The 17,454-nt window shown below is 52.9% G+C and carries 13 protein-coding genes; 10 read left to right on the plus strand and 3 right to left on the minus strand.

The window, feature by feature from the left end; all coding sequences use genetic code 11:
* The first annotated feature begins 151 nt into the window (after positions 1–151).
* From AAIE03_RS20765 to AAIE03_RS20785, 5 genes are read left to right on the plus strand one after another with little or no spacing between them, the layout of a single operon-like run.
* On the plus strand, positions 152–640 hold the full coding sequence (locus tag AAIE03_RS20765) for a (2Fe-2S)-binding protein (RefSeq protein ID WP_014333021.1): 489 nt from the start codon (positions 152–154) through the stop codon (positions 638–640).
* The gene (locus tag AAIE03_RS20770) at positions 637–1,629 is read left to right on the plus strand and encodes an FAD binding domain-containing protein (RefSeq protein WP_013028038.1); all 993 of its coding nucleotides are present in this window, start codon (positions 637–639) and stop codon (positions 1,627–1,629) included. The genes AAIE03_RS20765 and AAIE03_RS20770 overlap by 4 nt, the downstream gene beginning before the upstream one ends.
* The gene (locus AAIE03_RS20775) at positions 1,626–3,962 is read left to right on the plus strand and encodes a xanthine dehydrogenase family protein molybdopterin-binding subunit (RefSeq protein WP_498563174.1); all 2,337 of its coding nucleotides are present in this window, start codon (positions 1,626–1,628) and stop codon (positions 3,960–3,962) included. Before AAIE03_RS20770 ends, AAIE03_RS20775 begins: the two co-directional genes overlap by 4 nt.
* Positions 3,963–3,964: 2 nt before the next feature.
* Positions 3,965–4,564, plus strand: coding sequence for a nucleotidyltransferase family protein (locus AAIE03_RS20780; protein ID WP_013028040.1), 600 nt, complete (start codon positions 3,965–3,967; stop codon positions 4,562–4,564).
* Positions 4,561–5,532 (plus strand): XdhC family protein, encoded by a 972-nt coding sequence (locus tag AAIE03_RS20785; protein WP_105077514.1) that lies wholly within the window; start codon positions 4,561–4,563, stop codon positions 5,530–5,532. The genes AAIE03_RS20780 and AAIE03_RS20785 overlap by 4 nt, the downstream gene beginning before the upstream one ends.
* Positions 5,533–5,587: 55 nt before the next feature.
* Here AAIE03_RS20785 and AAIE03_RS20790 read toward each other — a convergent pair whose 3' ends face one another.
* Positions 5,588–6,724 carry an ABC transporter substrate-binding protein gene (locus AAIE03_RS20790; protein ID WP_423461489.1) on the minus strand — a complete coding sequence of 379 codons (1,137 nt, stop codon included), beginning with the start codon at positions 6,722–6,724 and terminating at the stop codon, positions 5,588–5,590.
* Entirely contained in the window at positions 6,711–8,840 is a 2,130-nt protein-coding gene (locus AAIE03_RS20795) for a TonB-dependent siderophore receptor (protein WP_498563175.1), read from the minus strand. Before AAIE03_RS20795 ends, AAIE03_RS20790 begins: the two co-directional genes overlap by 14 nt.
* A gap of 500 nt (positions 8,841–9,340) precedes the next feature.
* Between AAIE03_RS20795 and AAIE03_RS20800 the strand changes: the two genes are divergently transcribed.
* The 5 genes from AAIE03_RS20800 (at position 9,341) to AAIE03_RS20820 (ending at position 15,029) form a co-directional block, all read left to right on the plus strand.
* Positions 9,341–10,219, plus strand: coding sequence for a MurR/RpiR family transcriptional regulator (locus AAIE03_RS20800; RefSeq protein ID WP_014598196.1), 879 nt, complete (start codon positions 9,341–9,343; stop codon positions 10,217–10,219).
* A gap of 289 nt (positions 10,220–10,508) precedes the next feature.
* Positions 10,509–12,485, plus strand: coding sequence for an autotransporter outer membrane beta-barrel domain-containing protein (locus AAIE03_RS20805; protein ID WP_105083238.1), 1,977 nt, complete (start codon positions 10,509–10,511; stop codon positions 12,483–12,485).
* Positions 12,486–12,693: 208 nt separating this feature from the next.
* Entirely contained in the window at positions 12,694–13,566 is an 873-nt protein-coding gene (gene rluF / locus AAIE03_RS20810; RefSeq protein WP_014598194.1) for a 23S rRNA pseudouridine(2604) synthase RluF, read from the plus strand.
* Between the two features lie 15 nt (positions 13,567–13,581).
* Entirely contained in the window at positions 13,582–14,097 is a 516-nt protein-coding gene (locus AAIE03_RS20815; RefSeq protein ID WP_272848784.1) for a GrpB family protein, read from the plus strand.
* Positions 14,098–14,357: 260 nt separating this feature from the next.
* The gene (locus tag AAIE03_RS20820) at positions 14,358–15,029 is read left to right on the plus strand and encodes a hypothetical protein (RefSeq protein WP_014333033.1); all 672 of its coding nucleotides are present in this window, start codon (positions 14,358–14,360) and stop codon (positions 15,027–15,029) included.
* A gap of 47 nt (positions 15,030–15,076) precedes the next feature.
* Here AAIE03_RS20820 and AAIE03_RS20825 read toward each other — a convergent pair whose 3' ends face one another.
* Positions 15,077–16,873 (minus strand): sensor domain-containing phosphodiesterase, encoded by a 1,797-nt coding sequence (locus AAIE03_RS20825; protein WP_498563176.1) that lies wholly within the window; start codon positions 16,871–16,873, stop codon positions 15,077–15,079.
* Between the last annotated feature and the right edge of the window lie 581 nt (positions 16,874–17,454).

The following is a 17,454-nucleotide window of genomic DNA, read 5'->3' on the forward strand; positions in this document are numbered from 1 at the left end:
TTTACCTCTTACCCTGAAAATAAGTGCTAAACCTAATGACGTACATACGCATGTAAACATCAGGGTTATCCGGCTTTCCCCGTTCTTATCTCGCCCGTTATGTATAAGTAACCGATCACCTAACCGGCCCTGCAACCATGGGAAAAAGACAATGTCAGAAACAATACCGTTAACGATGCAGGTCAATGGTCAGACCCAACAGATCAGCATCGATCCTCGCGTAACCTTATTAGATGCGCTGCGCGATCATCTTAACCTGACCGGTACCAAGAAAGGGTGCGATCAGGGGCAGTGCGGTGCCTGTACCGTACTGGTAAACGAGCAGCGGGTACTGAGTTGTCTGACACTGGCCGTGCAGACGCAAGGTAAAGCCGTGACCACAATTGAAGGTCTGGAACAGTCCTCGGGTGAACTGCACCCGGTGCAACGCTGTTTTATTGAGCATGATGGTTTCCAGTGCGGCTACTGTACGCCAGGTCAGATTATGTCTGCGGTGGCCTGTATCAAAGAAGGCCATACCGGTTCTGACGACGAAATTCGGGAATATATGAGTGGCAACCTCTGCCGCTGCGGTGCTTATCCTTTCATTCTTGATGCCATTAAACAGGCCGCGGCGGAAATGGCGGAGGAGGCACGATGAATGAATTTCACTGGCAGGTTGCGCAGTCCGTTGAGGATGCTGCTGGCGCCAAACAACATCCCCAAAATCATCTTATCGCGGGTGGGACGACACAACTCGATTTAATGAAATGTGGTGTCTTTACGCCGTCCCGGCTCACTGATATCGCTGGATTACCCAACCTGTCTGCGATTGATTTTGGTCAGGATAACATCACCATTGGCGCTCTGGTCACTATGAGTGAGCTGGCGAATCATCCGGCCTGTGAACGCGAGGCGCCGGCTTTGTACGGCAGCTTATGGCAGGCGGCGTCGCCTCAGATTCGCAACATGGCTACTATCGGCGGCAATTTATGCCAGCGCACACGCTGCGCGTATTATCGCGATCCGGCCACCTTCTCTGCGTGCAATAAACGCGTGCCTGGCTCCGGCTGCGCTGCGCGGCATGGTGTGAATACCAACCACGCTATTCTGGGAAACAGCGACCACTGTGTGGCGGTTTATCCCGGCGACCTGGCGGTCGCTCTGACGGCATTCGATGCAACGGTTGTGGTGCAAAACAGCCAGCAGCAGAGCCGACGCATTCAGATTGAAGATTTCTTTCTTCTGCCAGGTGATACACCCCATCATGAACATGCGTTGCTGGCGGATGAAATCATCGTAGCCATTGAGATCCCATGCTCCCCGGCGCTTAAGCAGTCTCACTATTTAAAAGTCCGCGATCGCACCTCCTACGAATTCGCCAGCGCCAGTGCAGCCGTTGGACTCACGCTTAATCAGGGAATGATCGAAACGGTCCATATTGCTTTAGGTGGTGTGGCAACAAAACCCTGGCGCGCGCGCCGCATTGAACAGGCACTGACAGGACAGCCTTTTGAGCACCAAACGCTGTATGAGGCTGCAGAGCTGATTAACCAGGAAACACAGGCACTCTCCGGGAATGCGCATAAAATACAGCTTACACCGCGGGTAATCGCACGCGCCTTGATGGCGGCAGGAGAAATCGTATGACCCATGACCAAAACGACCTGCTTCACAGTGGGAACGCCGTGGATTCCACAGGCGATCACAACGAACGCTATCGCCGCGCACCCGCAAGCCTGTCAGGACTGGGAACGCCGCGCACCCGGGGTGATGGTGAGGTTAAAGTGACAGGAAAAGCGCGTTACGCGATCGAACATACACCCGAGAATGCTGTGCACGGCGTGGTCATCCAGTCCACCGTCGCCAGCGGTCGCATCAGACACATGGATACCACTAAAGCAGAAAGCGCAGCGGGTGTTATCGCCGTTTATACGCATCTCAATTCACTGAAAATTCATCAGCCGACGGCAATCGCTGACGGGGGCGCCGCGCAGACAACCTATACGCCGATCCAGGATGACGTGATTATTCACAACGGTCAGAACATTGGCCTGGTGGTGGCCGAAACCTTCGAACAGGCAACTTACGCAGCTTCGCTGGTAGAGATTGACTATGACACCACGCCTGCGCTGATATCACCGACAGATGAAGGGGTGGAACCCAAGCCGCTCCCACCTCAGGATATTGAGATGGGTGATGCGCAGAGCGCCATGAACCAGTCTGAAGTCCGCATCAATCAGCGCTACACGACCCCGCGTGAATACAATATGCCCATGGAACCCCATGGCTGTATTGCACAATGGGAGAACGATCATATGACCGTCTGGGAACCCAGCCAGTGGGTGATGGGCGCCCAGGTCGAAATTGCGGAATGGATGGGCATCTCACCCAAACAGGTGCGTATCATTTCGCCCTATGTGGGGGGCGGCTTCGGTTCTAAGCCCGTGCCTTACACACATGTTGCGCTGGCCTGTGTGGCCTCGCGCGCGCTCAATCGTCCGGTTCGTGTGTCACTGACGCGACCGCAAACCTTCACGGGTTTGGGCGGACGTCCGGCAACCTCACAACAGCTGGAAATGGGGGCGACGCGGGAAGGAAAGATTCAGTCCGTTATCCTGCGCAGTTTTAGTGAGACATCACTTATTGACGTGTTCGCCGAAAACTGCAGCAAGGTCACTGGCCGCATGTATGCCATCGAAAACCTCTCTGCCCAACATCAGGTCAGACCTATTAATACGGTGACGCCTGGCTGGATGCGCGCACCGGGTGAAAACCCCAGCGCGTTCGGTCTTGAAGTGGCGATGGATGAGATGGCTTACGCACTGGATCTTGATCCCCTGGCTTTTCGGCTACTTAACTGGGCCGATCGTGATTACCAAAAAGATCTTCCCTGGAGTTCACGTCGGCTTAAAGAGGCCTACCAAAAAGGGGCTGAGGCGTTTGGTTGGGATAAACGCGTCATGGCACCCCGATCGATGCGTGAAGGACGCGAACTGATTGGCTGGGGAATGGCCTCGGGGACCTACCCGGTCAACACCATGCCAGCGGAAGCTAAAATCCTGCTTTCTCCGCAAGGTCAGTTCGTTGTGCAGTGCGCAGGAGCGGATATTGGTACCGGCACTTACACCATACTGGCGCAAACCGCCGCAGATATTCTGGGCGTTGATTCACAGCGCATTGATGTTGAATTAGGCGATACGCAACTGCCCCGGGCTGGCGTATCGGGCGGCTCCCAGCTGGCAGGGAATCTGACCGCTGCCGTAGACGATACCGCGAAAAAGCTGCGCGCCCGTTTACTGGCGTTGGCCAGTCAGACCTCAGGTTCCCCTCTTGCCGGCATTTCGCATGACCAACTCACTCTGGCCCAGGGTGGCATCCATCTCACGGCTAAACCGTCTCAGGCCATTGATTTGGGGGCGCTGCTTAAGCTGGCTAACCTTAATGGGCTCAGCGTTGAAGGCGGCACGTTTTCACCGGACATGTCTGCGCAGGAACGGGACAGCGTTACCGGTAGCCTGAATGAAATGAGCCGACCGGATACGGTCTCGGCCCACAGCTGGAGCGCACAGTTTGTTGAGGTGCGGGTGGACGAAGACTTTGGCACCATACGGTTGAAACGTATGGTCGCGGCCTTCGACAGTGGCCGACTTTATAATCCTAAACTCGCCCGAAGTCAGTGGGTGGGCGGCATGATCATGGGGGTAGGTCAGGCATTACTCGAAGGAGGCATTATCGATCCGCGTAATGGTCGGGTGATTAACAATAATCTTGCCGATTATCTGATTCCAGTGAATGCGGATATTCCCGAGATCACCACCATTGATGTCGGCGAGCCTGATTATCAGGCCACCAGCATGGGCGGAAAAACGGTCGGTGAACTGGGCATCGTGGGCGTGGCTGCGGCTATCAGCAATGCGGTTTATCACGCGACCGGTAAGCGCGTCAGGGATTTACCCATCACGCTGGATAAAATCCTTTAAATATGGGTAGCGAGGTTGCCGGGAAGGCGGATGTGAAGACGGCGATTGTGCTCACGGCGGCGGGGATGAGCCGCCGGTTTCGACAGGCAAGCGGCCAGCATAAACTGCTGGCGGTACTGCAAGGAAAAGCCGTCCTCCGGCATTCGCTGGAACAGGCAAGGGCAAGCGGTATGGATATCATTGTTGTGACGCGCCCGGAAGATAAGGCTATTCATGTGCTGCTGGACAACGTGCGTGCTGTTTTCTGTGTCAGTCAGGGGCTGGGAGATTCCATAGCAGCAGGCGTCAGCGCCTGCCTGGACTATGATGCCGTCATTATCGCGCTCGGCGATATGCCTTTTGTCACGACTGACAGCTATCAGGCGGTGGAGCAGGCGTTGCATGCTTCACCGCTTGTACGCCCGTGGGTCAAAGGACAGCCAGGCCATCCGGTTGGCTTCCAGCGAGCATTTTTTCCCGCGCTGCAACAGCTTTCAGGCGATACGGGGGCACAACATTTGCTGTTAAACCAGCAAATCCGCTATGTGCCGCTCAGCGATCGGGGCTGCCTGGAGGATATTGATTACCCGGAAGACTTACTGCGAGTAAGGAGCAGCTCATGATTACGCTGGATCAGCGGGTTATCGAAACGGCCTTGAACTGGCATCAGGCGGGACAGGCGATTTGGCTGTGCACCGTACTTCGCACCTGGGGTTCGTCCCCACGCGCGCCGGGGACAATAATGGCGATTAACGCCTGCGGTGATTGCTGTGGCTCGCTTTCTGGCGGCTGCATCGAAGAAGATTTCCTGGCACGTCTGGCGGAAGGGCATTACCGGATAAGCAGCCAGGTTGTCCGATATGGTGATGGCGGACGGCAAACCCGGGTGCAGTTGCCTTGTGGCGGCCGTCTGGACGTGCTGGTGGAACATCTGCTTCCTGACATGCTCAGTGGCGCGTTGTTAAGTGCGATGCATCAGGCGCTTATCGGCCAAACCCGGATGATCAAAAAGTTGTCCGTGGGCGAGCGCGCATCGTGGGAGAGGGTTGCAACGTCGGCCGCCTTACCCGTGCTTAGCTATCAGGACGCCGACATCGTGTTGCCAGTCGGCGCGATTCCTGAACTGTTGGTGGCAGGGTATTCCACGGTTGCGTTTGAATGCATTCGTCTTGGGCAATTTCTGGGTTTTCATGTGCGCGTCTGTGAGCACCGTTCGGCAATGTTAAGTGAACTGGAGCGTCATTTTTCGGGTGAAGACAACGTGACGATTGTGCCGCAGCATCCTGCGCGCTGGCTGGAGTTAAACGGTGCCCATGCTGCTGTTGCCATTGTGTCGTTAACACACGATCCCCGTATTGATGAGTTAACCATGATGGAAGCGGTCAATACGCACGCTTTTTATATCGGCATCATGGGATCGGTAAAAAACAGCGCTAAGCGTAAGGCACGCTTAACGACGATAGCCGGATTGGCTGAGGATGAGCTGGCCAGGATTCAGGCACCGATAGGTTTGGCCATTGGCAGTAAAACGCCTGCGGAGATAGCGTTATCAGTGATGGCCGATATCGTAAGGGTCAAAAACCAACACTGATATTATACCAGCCGGTTCTGGCGGCGCGATGTTCAGTCTGCCGCCAGACCGCGCTTTAAGGCGATGCTTTCTCCAGCGAATAAAAGTAGGTTCCTGAATAGGGAACAGGCAGGAACGTGGTGAATATCTGCTGCAGGGTGTGTTCCGGATCAACGTCTTTAAACCGATCCGGATAAAGGGTTTTAGCAAAAAATTCCGCTGCCGCAACGTGCCACGGGCTGAGATAAAAGTTGTGCCACAGCGCGGCAGCATGACCGTTATGAAGGGCCCGAAGCTGCTTAAGGCCATTTTGTTGCGCAGTCAGCTGGATCAGGGACGCGCGTGTTTCAGCCGAACTGATGGCGGGACCGATCTTCAGATCCGATGAATCGCCGCTGTCTCCGCTACCTGTCGCAAAATAAAAATCCGGATGCGCGACAATCACGGCTTCTTCATTCAGTCGGCCAAAAACGCCAGCCAGGGTTTTACCGGCAATGTTATCTCCCCCTGCCAGCGACAACACCTCGCCGAGACTGCCATTCACAGCGGTGACGCAACATTCATTGCGGCGGCCCAAGTGGAGCTGTAACAGCACGGTAGGTTTAGAGCCTTGATAACGGGCAAGGCGCTGCTGAATAACCTGCATATGTTGCTGATAAAACTGGTTGAACGCCGATGCACGCTGTGGCTGATCCAGTACATCCCCAAGGATGGCAACACTCCGCATGGTGTTTTGCAGTAAATGGACCCGCAAATCGATTTTAACCACGGGAATGTTTGCCGCTTTCAACGCCTTTTCCAGCCGTTGCCCGGCATCACTGCTGCGGGCGAGCTCGGGCAGGATCACCACGTCTGGTTTTAACGCAATCACCTGTTCAGGATTAATATCATTTATTCCATCAAAACCTAACGACGGTATGCTGAGCATCTCTGGAAATTTGTGCGCAAAAATATTCCATGTTTGCCGGTCATACTTCTTCAGATCTTGTGGCCAGCCGACCAGCCTTTTGAACGGATTGCCGGGTTCTAGCATGGCGAAGGTGTACAACATTCTGCTTTCGCCAAGAACAATACGCTGAGGACGATCGGGAATATCAACCCGATCGCCATTGATATCAGTAATCGTCTTGCCCCAGGCGACGCTGCTGACTGTCATGGAGAGCAGCAGGAGCAGGAGCCGCCAGAATGTTTTGCAGGGATTAGAATTCAACACGGGCTTGCACCATCAGGTTACGGGTTTCACCTTCACGTACGCGCAGGTTACCGCCGCTCGACGTGTAGTAGTGTTTGTTAAACAGGTTATTAAGATTCAGTCTTAACTGCGTTTTTTTACCCAGTAGCTGATTGTTCCAGGCAATAAAGCCGTCAGCGACAACGTAATCCGGCAAAGAGAAGCTGTTATCCGGATCGCCGGCGCGACTGCCAACATAGCGTGCGCCACCACCTACACGAAAATCACCGGGTAAACTGCTTATCACCAGGTTATGACTGAGGTAAAGCGCCCCGGCATGTTCAGGTGCATTCTGTAGGCGATGGCCGCTGTTGGCCGGATTAATTCTGTCATCGACGATTTCGGCATTGTCATAACTGTAATTGGCACTGATGTCCCAGTCGGGCGCCACTTCACCATTAACCTCAAGCTCAACCCCTTGAGACCGCGCCTTGTTAATAGGGCGGGTGGTGCCGTTAATGCTCAACGACATCTGCCTTTCATCAATGTTGTAGAAGGCGACCGAGGCGAAAAGGCGAGGGGTGATTTGCCATTTGCTCCCTGCTTCCCATGTCGTTCCCTGTTCGGGTTGACTCACATTGCCCGCATCATCAACATCGGTTGACGGGGTAAAGGATTTACTTATGCTGGTGTAGAGCGAAATATCTGGCGTGATTTTATAAATCAGCCCGGCCTGCGGCAGGAATTTATTCCCTTCATCATCCAGTGTCTGAACGACCGGGTTAAAACCTTTTGAAGCCCGTTGCTCATAATGTTGGTAACGCCCGCCCACGACGGCGATCCAGTCGGATGTCAGCGAAATACTGTCTTTGACATAAACCGAGCGGCTGTGGATACGGTTTAAGTTGTTGGCATTCGCCGTATTCTCTGTCGTGCTGTCGGTGACGGGAGACAGCATGTCATAAACCGGATTGAAATAGTTGAAGCGCCTGTCATTCTTGCCCTGATACTGATGCGCCCGGTAGGTTTGGTTCATTTCATAATCGGTGCCAAACACCAGCGCATGCGTCATGCCAAAAAGTTCCGGATTGCCCAGAACATCCCAGGAAACGTATTTGGTTTTTTGATTAAAGCCGCGATTGGCATCCGCGCGCCGGGTGACAACGCCGCTGGCAGGATCAATGGCCGTTACCCGCACCTCATTATTGTCATAACGGCGCTGATTCCAGCCAAGCGTCAGGCGCGTGCTCCAGCTGTCGTTGAACTGCCAGTCATAATGGGCGTTCAGCGCCTGATTGCGTCCCCAGGCATGATTGGCTTTATCGTCCAGCCGCTGTTTGTAGGGCAGTGAGAGGGGTGAGCCGTTGATAAACGCGGTGCCGCGATCGTAGGGAATATCATAACGATAATCGCTGTAACTGATTAACAGGCTGGCCTTCTCCCCATACCACTGAAGAGAGGGAGCCAGCAGCGAGTGTTCATCACTGCCAAAGTTACGCCAGTAATCCTGGCGTTGTTTTTCCGCGATGAGCCTGAAGGCAACGCCGTTGCCCAGTGGGCCCGTAACATCCAGCGTACCGGCACCGCCGCCTTCGCTTGCGTAGCGGCCACTGACCGCTGAGTGCCAGGAATATTGCGGCTTTTTGCTGATCACGTTGATGATCCCACCGGGATTCTGAATACCGTAGAGTAACGAAGCCGAACCCTTTAGCACCTCGACGCGTTCCGTGGTGGCATCCAGATTGAGTCCCTGGCTGCTGCGGATGCCGTCGCGATAAACAGACCCATCAGAATTACTCCCAAAACCGCGCCGCACAAAGCCATCTTCCGTGCCTGCCAGGGTGTTTGCTTCAGACACGCCACTGACAAAACGCATTGCATCACTCAGGCTGCTGGCCTGGTAGTCATCAAGCTGTTGTTTTGTCACGGTACTGACAGACTGTGCCTCATCCAGACGCGCCACCGGGGCTTTGCTGGCCACGCTGGTGGTGGGGATGGTGTAGCCATCGTGACGATCTGCGTCACTGGTTACCGTCACCGTATTATCACTGACCGCCGCCAGGCCTTTACCCGAGGCAAGCAGCGCGCCAGAACACATCGCCAGCATGACTGCCTGCTGGATCCCCAGGTTTTTAATCTCGTTGGAACGTTTTTTCATTATTTTTTCGCTGATCATCAATGACAGAAATAAAGGGAATAACCCTGTGTATTGCGTGTATTTATTCAGCGACGGGCAGATAACCTCATCACCTCGCCCTCGCTTTTTTGTAATTGATAATCATTCAATCATTGGCTGATGTAGTAGTAAACAGAAAAGAGAGGGTTTTCACTACATTCTGAAATGTTACCTGGCATGCAGTAAAAGCGGTGCGTGAATGACTTTATACATTGAATTTAATGCTTTTTTTAATTCATGCTGGGCGAGTGAACGCGTAAGCTGTCCCAGGAGGAGGATCCTGTGGGCGATAAAATTGCTTGCTGACTACATTGTGCAGGGCCATTATCTGCAGGCGGGAAATGAGAAACATTATCCTTTATCCGGCTTATTGGGGCCTTCTGCATTCATGTTTCCGGCACTCATGTCGCTTCAGGATCAATACGTGCGGGAATAACATCACATGTTTACTAGTGAAAATGATAAGGCGGACGATCATCGCAATGCAGACTAAAAGCCGCGTTGATATCGTGGGTGAGCGTATCCGGTCACGTGAGCATCAACTCTCTCCACGCCTTCTGGCTGTCGCGCATTACATCAATAGCAACCGGGAAACGGTGCTTGACAGCACGGCGATGGATATTGCTGACGCCAATCATACCTCTGACGCCACCGTTATCCGCGCAATTCAGGCGCTGGGGTTTTCGGGCTTACGCGATCTGAAAAAAGTGCTGCAGGCCTGGTTCGGCCCTGGCATGTCGTCAGAGGAGAAGATGACAACCACGGTCAACGACGTAACGCGTGATGTCACCTCGTCAATAGACTTTGTTTTGCAGGGGCATCTTCATGCCTGCCATGTTTTATCCTCTGAGCAAAACCGTCAGGCGCTGGCCGAGGCTACCGGATTGATGATCGAAGCCCGTCAGGTTGCCATTTTTGGCATCAATGCCTCAGGCATCCTTGCGGACTACAGCGCCCGTCTGTTAAACCGAATCGGCCTGGCGTCATTCTCACTTAATCGGGCAGGGATAGCGCTGGCGGAGCAAATGCTGGCCTTGCAGCGCGGCGATGTGCTGATCATGATGGCGCAGAAGTCTGCCCACCGTGAGGGAAGCACCGTGGTGCGTGAAGCCAAAAGACTCGGCGTGCCCATTATTTTACTCACGAATGCCACTGACTCCTTTTTTGCCCGCGAAGCGGATGTGGTAATCAACGTTCCACGCGGTGGAGAGAAGGGGCGAATTCCGCTCCATGGCACCGTAATGGTTTGCCTGGAGATGATGATTTTGTCGGTTGCCTCCTCCCTGCCTGACCGCACCGTGAAAACCATGAAAAGACTGCAGGACCTTTACCGCGGGCTTAAGCCTGCGGCTAAAAAATAGCGCCTTCGTTGGGTCTCACACAGTTCCAACCTGATGAGGCCTGTCCACGGCCGCCAGGGTTGACGACATTGCCTCCGTCCTGGCCTCGCCGGGCACGTTTTTCGCGCTCCGGACTCAGGTGCGGCTGTGGCTGGCACTTTTCGGAATTTTAAAAAAAGTTTTCGTTTTTGCGAGCGCATCCCAGCTTTTACCTGGAGCCTTTCACTCTCAACGGCTATTACTGAGCCGTGATGTTATTTGCTGTTCTTCGATTTATCCATCCTTGTTACATCCCTGAGCGGAGCAAATGATGAAGAGAGCGCGTGTGTGGTTTCCTGTATCCTTAGTGGCGCTGGCCACGGTGAGTGCCCTGACAACACCGCTGCCGGCCATGGCATGGGACAGTCTTACCGTATTCGGTGACAGCCTGAGCGATACCGGAAATGTGGGGCGGTTTACCTATAATTCTGCAACCAATCCGCTGTATGACGAAATCCTTGCGCGGCAGGCAGGGCTTACGCTCCAGCCTTCTTCCCAGGGCGGCAGCAACTACGCGGCAGGCGGGGCCGTTGCCGTACCCGCTATTAATCCGCAGTTTAATACTCAGGATCAGGTGGCGCGTTACCTCGCATCGACCAACGGTCGGGCCGATCCCAACGGATTATATATTCACTGGATAGGCGGTAACGACCTGGCCGCAGCCGTTGCGCTTCCTCCGCTGGCAACCACCCTCATTGACAACAGTGCCGGTGCGGCCGCCAGTCAGGTGAAAGCGCTGCTCAATGCTGGCGCTGGCACCGTGATTGTGCCGACAGTCCCTAACGTAGGCGCCACACCCGCACTGATCGAGGCGATTCTTCAGCCGTTTAGTGCCGCAGCCGTGTCCGCTGCCTTTCAGTCACTGGATGCTGCCGCAACGCCCAACAGTGCCGCCAGACAGCAGGCTATTCAGGCTGCGTTCAATCAGGCAGCCGGACAACTCTCCGGTGTCCCGGCGGTTCGCGATCTGCTCGCGCAGCAGTTATTCGCCGCCTGGCAACAGCTGAGCGCTCAGGCGGCAGCCTTGACGGCGCGGTACAATCAGCTGGAGGAAAACGCGCAGGCAAATACCCAGGGAAATATCGTCCGGGTTGATATTAATGGGCTCTTTAGTGAAGTCATCGACAACCCTGCGGTTTATGGATTGAGTAATACCGCAGGCATGGCCTGTCCGCCCGGAACCTCCTCCGTTGACTGTACCTCATCAACAGCAGGTTTTTCGTCCCAGCAAAATTATCTGTTCGCCGATCGCCTTCATCCCAGTCCGGCGGTACATGCCATCATTGCCGACTACATTCAGTCGATTCTGGATGCACCCGCGCAGGTTGCGGTGCTGACGCAGGCCCCGCTGGCCATGCTGCATGACATGCACAACACACTGGATGGCCATCTTCAGCAGCAGCGCAAGCAACCCGCTGAGGCCGGTCAGTTCACCGTATTTGGCGGTTATGCCGGTCAGCATGCCCGCAATAAAAACGATGTTTTCAATGATGGCGACACCGATACCGCCAACCTGTCTGTGGGCATCGGTTATCAACTGAGCGATAACTGGCAGGCCGGTGCATTGCTGTCGACCGCCAGTCAACGCCAGCATCCCTCTGATCGGTATGATTACCGACTGCGTGGCAATATGGTTGCGCTCTGGAGCCAGCTGCAGCTGATGGATCGGCTCTGGCTTAACGCCGACGTCCACTATGCGGATCTGGATTACGACGCAATAGAACGGCGGATAAAACTTGGACCTGCAACGCGAACGGAGCAGGGAAGCAGCGGGGGTAAACTGATGGGGCTGCGCGTCCAGACAGGATGGGATTTACCGTTAGGCGAGGTCATCACTACCGGTCCGGTAGCCAGCTATGCACTGGACTACGTGCAGGCAGATGCTTATCAGGAACGGGGCGACAGCAGCAGCGCCATGCGTTTCTCCGATCAAACGCGGCACTCACAGATTGGCGCAGCGGGCTGGCGTATCGACACCCAAGGATTATGGATAAACCCCTGGGCGCAGGTCAGCTATAACCACCAGTTTGGCGACACCGACTCAGCCGTGAGCGCGGGGTTAAAATCTACCCGCACCACCTTCCGGCGCACCAGCGCCGGCCAGGATAAAGACTGGGTGGATATGGCCGTTGGCGCCAATGTGCCCTTGGGCGAGGCGGTGACCGCATTTGCCGCTGTTTCGACGGTAGTGGGTGACCGTGATTATCGCGACGTCACATGGAACCTGGGCCTGAGCGCTCGTTTTTAAGAGGATGTTGTCGCAGGGACGCGATAAAAGTTTGCTTGCCCATGAACCCGGGCGCTGGACTGACGGATACCCCGGCCTGTGTCCTGAGGTCACCGCCACGAGATAAATCGTTACCTGGCTGAGGGAGGGTGAACGGCTCAGAAAGTTTGACGGATCCCGCTTCGCAAGCGGGTTTCGGTAAGGTATAGTGCGCGTTTTTGGAGGAACCATGCTGACCCAATCATCTACACGGCTCAATAAATACATCAGTGAGAGCGGAATATGCTCCCGCCGCGATGCCGATCGCTTTATCGAACAAGGCAACGTTTTCATCAATGGCAAGCGCGCGGCGGTAGGTGCCCAGGTCTTTGCAGGCGATGTCGTAAAAGTGAATGGTCAGTTAATTGAGCCACGTGATGAAGATGATTTGGTGCTGATTGCGCTGAACAAGCCAACCGGCATTATTACCACTATGGAAGAAGGCGAGCGCGATAACATCAGTGATTTTGTCAATCACAGCAAGCGCGTTTTCCCTATTGGTCGGCTTGATAAAGATTCTCAGGGCCTAATTTTCCTGACCAACCATGGCGATCTGGTCAATAAAATTTTGCGTGCCGGCAACAACCACGAAAAGGAATATGTGGTGACCGTCGATAAGCCTGTTACCGACGAATTCATCGCGGGCATGGCGTCAGGTGTTCCCATGTTGGGTACGGTAACCAAAAAATGCAAAGTAAAGAAAGAAGCGCCTTACGTGTTTCGTATTACGCTGGTTCAGGGGCTTAACCGGCAAATCCGTCGCATGTGCAAACACTTTGGCTATGAAGTGACTAAGCTTGAACGCACGCGCATCATGAACGTCAATCTTAAAGGGATCCCTTTAGGAGAATGGCGCGATCTCACGGATGATGAACGGGTTGAACTGTTTAAGTTACTCGAAAATTCCTCTTCAGAAGACAAGCCAGCGAAGAAAACACCACAGAAGAGTCCGGCGGCAAAGAAACCGGCAAAAAATGCCGTTAAACAGGGCGAAAAGTCTGAGGATAAACCGGCGTCACGCAAGCGCTTTACCCAGCCGGGTCGTAAGAAAAAAGGGCGCTAGAACGGATGCGCATCAATGAGTCGTTTCCCTTTGATTATCCGTGAATACCGGCCCGACTGGGCGGATCACTTTTCTACCGAAGCTGCCGTTATCGCGGCGGCATTGGGCGAGCATCTTGTGGCTATCCACCACATTGGCAGTACGGCTGTTGAAGGGTTATCAGCCAAACCTGTCATCGATATTCTGGCAGAAGTGATGAATCCTGATGCGCCAACAGCAGAGTCTGGGCTAATACAGGCAGGCTATCAACCGCGCGGAGAAAACGGTATTCCGGGAAGGCGCTATTTTACTAAAGGTGTTCAGGCGCGGACCCACCAGATTCATGCTTTTCTCCCGGGGAGTCCGCATATCATACGGCACCTGGCGTTTCGGGATTATTTGCGACACTTTCCCGCGATTCGCCATGAATATGCTGCGGTCAAATACGCCGCACAACGTGCCTGCCAGGGCGATATGAAGATCTATTGCGCATTGAAACATGATTTTATTCAGTTTCATCAGCAATGCGCACTGGCGCTCTTTCCCTTCTGATTTCTTCCACAGCCTCGCTCTCCATTACCCGCAACTTTTCTGAAATTGTGTTTCTGCCCTCTACACTTTTTCATTCAGCAGCAAGCGCGTACTGGCGTTTGCCGAAAGTGCCTGAAACGATGAGATAAAGCATGTGGGAACAGCCGATGCGTGCGAGAAAGCGTCAGGCCAGTGCCTCAGGCCGCATAATCAGAAGACGCCACCTTTTCAGGATGAAAACGACATGGCAGGATAAGCCAAATTACTAAGGAGTGGGCCTGATGTTACTGAAAGGTATGAATGATCCGTTACTTAAAGCGTATCAGCATCCAAAATCAAGGTTGATGATCAGTCGTTTCAGAGGGTTAGCGGGGGATCGTCGTCTCAGTGACTGGCAGGTTTTTTGTATTCTGGTCAATGGATTTACTAATTACTGGTACGTACTATCCGGTAATTTCAACATCCATGTTGAATATACTAAAACGCGGCAGTTCGATTTCATGCAGGATTTTTTGCATTTTTCTGTCACGCTCGATGGCTTATTAAGCGACGCGCACTTTCGCTGCCCCGATTTTATTTTGCCGCATTATGATGTTCCTTATGAATTTTGCCGCTGGCGCAGCAAACGCGGTTATGATTCTCCGGTGACGTATGTTGGCAACCACGGTGTTAAATCCCATAAAGGTCTGTTTATTGCCAGCCACGATGCGACGCGAGATGAGTACCTGATGAAATGGGAAGGAACAGTCACAGTTTTTGATAAAGCCTTTTTTAAAATGGGAAGTTTTCAGACTACCTGTGACTTTTTAGTGAATGATATGACAAAAACCATTCGTGAAGGCGTGATCAAGCATTTGAGCCTCTATCGTGACCTGTATAATTATATTTTTCCCTCGCCCGTGGAAGCGCGTATTCAGGCGCGTGACAATAAACGTTATTTGGCAAAGAAATAAACAATCGGCCAGACCTCTCCTCGCAATCCGTTCAGAAGGGTAAACCGTTAGTGTCCGGAAGGCTCGCCAGGTAACTTCCAACGCAGCCAGGCATCCAGTTCAGTTTCGGCCATGGGCTTGATATTGAAATATTCATATGCGACATCATTATCTTGCGGGGGAGCGGCAAGGGGTGACGTCGCAGCGGGAAAGCCGGTTTCATCCGCTAAGACGATCGTATTAAACTCTTTTAAGGTGCTAAAAATACTGTGCGCTATCAGACGTGAAGTGATTTTTGCATTGATCGCGTTTGCCAGGACGTTATTAAGCTTGATGATGACAGGCGGGCTTTGGCGAAGGTAGCGTATTTTGCTATAGCCTTTAGCGGCATCCTCCCACGACATACTGAATCCCAGACGTCTGAGCATTTCCAGCCCCAGCATGGCGGCCGGACTGTCAATGATATGCTCCGTTTTCACTATCTTGATGATGAGCAGTGAGACCGGCAGCCCTGCCTTTAGCATTTTCTCCGCCAGCTTTTCTGCAAAAGCGACGTCAGCAACATCTCGCTCGTGAAGACTTATCGTTACAGGTAACTGAATAGGGTGATGCCGGAGACGCTTAAGGCGGCAAATAGCGCGGTCGACCAGCCAGGCTGTGAGCTGTTTGTCCAGCTCTGTTCCCTCAGCCAGCGTGACAAAATTATCTGCCGGCAGTTCGCCGCGCAACGGATGGTGCCAGCGCATCTGTGCTTCAAGGCCCACAGGTTTGCCGCTTTTCAGGCATACCTTGGGCTGGAAAACTAAATATAAACCGTGATTGTGTCGTAAGGCTTCTGCCAGTTCGCTCATCAGGGTAAAATCTGGCGCACAGCCTGAATCGCTTAATTCATCAAGACGAAACGGCGAGACCTTTTGGTCACTCTCATATTCCAGCGCATTGACTGCTCGTCGGAGAACCTCATTGGCGGGGGCATCACCGGCAACAAAATCTGTTTGCCCGACGCAGGTGGTCAGGGCCATAGTCAGACCATCACCGACATCAGCACTGATTCCATTCAGACGCTCGACCACCCAGCGCGCACTGATGTGGCTGTCAGTATGGGTTAAAATCGCAAAACGCCCGGTGGCGATAGTATAAAGCAGACCGCCACTAATTGGTCGAAGGCGTAAAGGCAGAAGCGTCGCCACATCTTTAAGCAACGACTCCAGCGATGCCATACCTAACGATCGGGATAATTCGAACGCGCGTGACATATCGATACAGTCAATCAGCACCAGACGGCGAGAAGCCGTGTCGTTCAGATTAGCAAGGAGCTGTATATCACGAACAAGACGTTCCCGATTCGCCAGGCCAGTAACCGGTTCGACAAAAGCCGCAGAGTGCCAGGCGTCAAGGAATGCGACAACTAACGCTGCCAGGGATTCAAAGATATTTTTTTGCTGGTTGTCGAAAGGGCGCGGTACCGTATCCGTTACGCACAGCGTCCCCAGCATTAGGCCATTTTTGTTTTTTAGCGGCGTGCCGACATAAAAGCGAATGAAAGGCGCATGCGTTATTAACGGATGATGAGCAAAACGTGCATCACGGCAGGTATCCGTGACAACGACCGTTGCGCCGCCTTCGACCACGTGCCGGCACAAGGCCTGCTCGCGAGATGAATCTTGCAGCTCAATATTATAACTGGCGCGAACAATATGCTGTTCATCGGTCAGGACGGTAATATAACTTCCATGGGTGCCCAGCAGCTGGCTGGCCAGACGCAGAAATTTCTTCAGACCTTCATCCCTGCCGCGATCGGAAATGCTGAGTGCATTTTTTTCACTGGTGCGGTGAGGTTCCTTTTTAGTGTATTCCATAGACATTCCCGCTCCTGCCCGTTTGCTGAATAGAACTGCAAAAAAAGAGTGTACGACAAATGCTGGAAATAAAACCCAATCAATATAAAAGGCAAAAGCAATTAATTTATTTCTTGTGGAGAGTGAGGGTAGGAATTATAAAGTTTTCATGTCTTTTTACTTAATGCAAATTGTATCCGTTTTTTTGGCGTTGTTTTTTGGTTAAGAAGTTTGACGCTGAAATATTATAAATAATAGTGCGGCCATTTTAATCAAGAGTTTCATTTTTATTTTATCATTCAGCCCTAAATTAAATTTCAGATATTGTTCGTTTTTTTTAATGTATACATGCCGGGTTTTATGTCATTTATGCGTTATGCATTACGCCGCCTGACGGGATGGCACTCAATGGTTACGTCTGCAATGTCAGCTAATACAAGGCATTATCTTGTCTCAATGGCGGGCGATAACGAGGCGTTAAAGTCAACCAATAAGCTATGTCGGGATCTTTACGGTGAATAGGCATTTTTAAATAAATAACCTTAATGAATAGGTTTCACGACGCCACAAGATTAATCCGGATCGTGCCGCGATGAAGCGTCGTCACC

It is taken from the genome of Pantoea sp. Ae19-2 (assembly GCF_059801205.1).

Bases quoted from the DNA above. Each gene is read 5' to 3' on its own strand.
- AAIE03_RS20765 (WP_014333021.1), top strand. From the start codon at position 152: ATGTCAGAAACAATACCGTTAACGATGCAGGTCAATGGTCAGACCCAA.
- AAIE03_RS20770 (WP_013028038.1), top strand. From the start codon at position 637: ATGAATGAATTTCACTGGCAGGTTGCGCAGTCCGTTGAGGATGCTGCT.
- AAIE03_RS20775 (WP_498563174.1), top strand. From the start codon at position 1,626: ATGACCCATGACCAAAACGACCTGCTTCACAGTGGGAACGCCGTGGAT.
- AAIE03_RS20780 (WP_013028040.1), top strand. From the start codon at position 3,965: ATGGGTAGCGAGGTTGCCGGGAAGGCGGATGTGAAGACGGCGATTGTG.
- AAIE03_RS20785 (WP_105077514.1), top strand. From the start codon at position 4,561: ATGATTACGCTGGATCAGCGGGTTATCGAAACGGCCTTGAACTGGCAT.
- AAIE03_RS20795 (WP_498563175.1), bottom strand. From the start codon at position 8,840: ATGAAAAAACGTTCCAACGAGATTAAAAACCTGGGGATCCAGCAGGCA.
- AAIE03_RS20800 (WP_014598196.1), top strand. From the start codon at position 9,341: ATGCAGACTAAAAGCCGCGTTGATATCGTGGGTGAGCGTATCCGGTCA.
- AAIE03_RS20805 (WP_105083238.1), top strand. From the start codon at position 10,509: ATGAAGAGAGCGCGTGTGTGGTTTCCTGTATCCTTAGTGGCGCTGGCC.
- rluF (WP_014598194.1), top strand. From the start codon at position 12,694: ATGCTGACCCAATCATCTACACGGCTCAATAAATACATCAGTGAGAGC.
- AAIE03_RS20815 (WP_272848784.1), top strand. From the start codon at position 13,582: ATGAGTCGTTTCCCTTTGATTATCCGTGAATACCGGCCCGACTGGGCG.
- AAIE03_RS20820 (WP_014333033.1), top strand. From the start codon at position 14,358: ATGTTACTGAAAGGTATGAATGATCCGTTACTTAAAGCGTATCAGCAT.
- AAIE03_RS20825 (WP_498563176.1), bottom strand. From the start codon at position 16,873: ATGTCTATGGAATACACTAAAAAGGAACCTCACCGCACCAGTGAAAAA.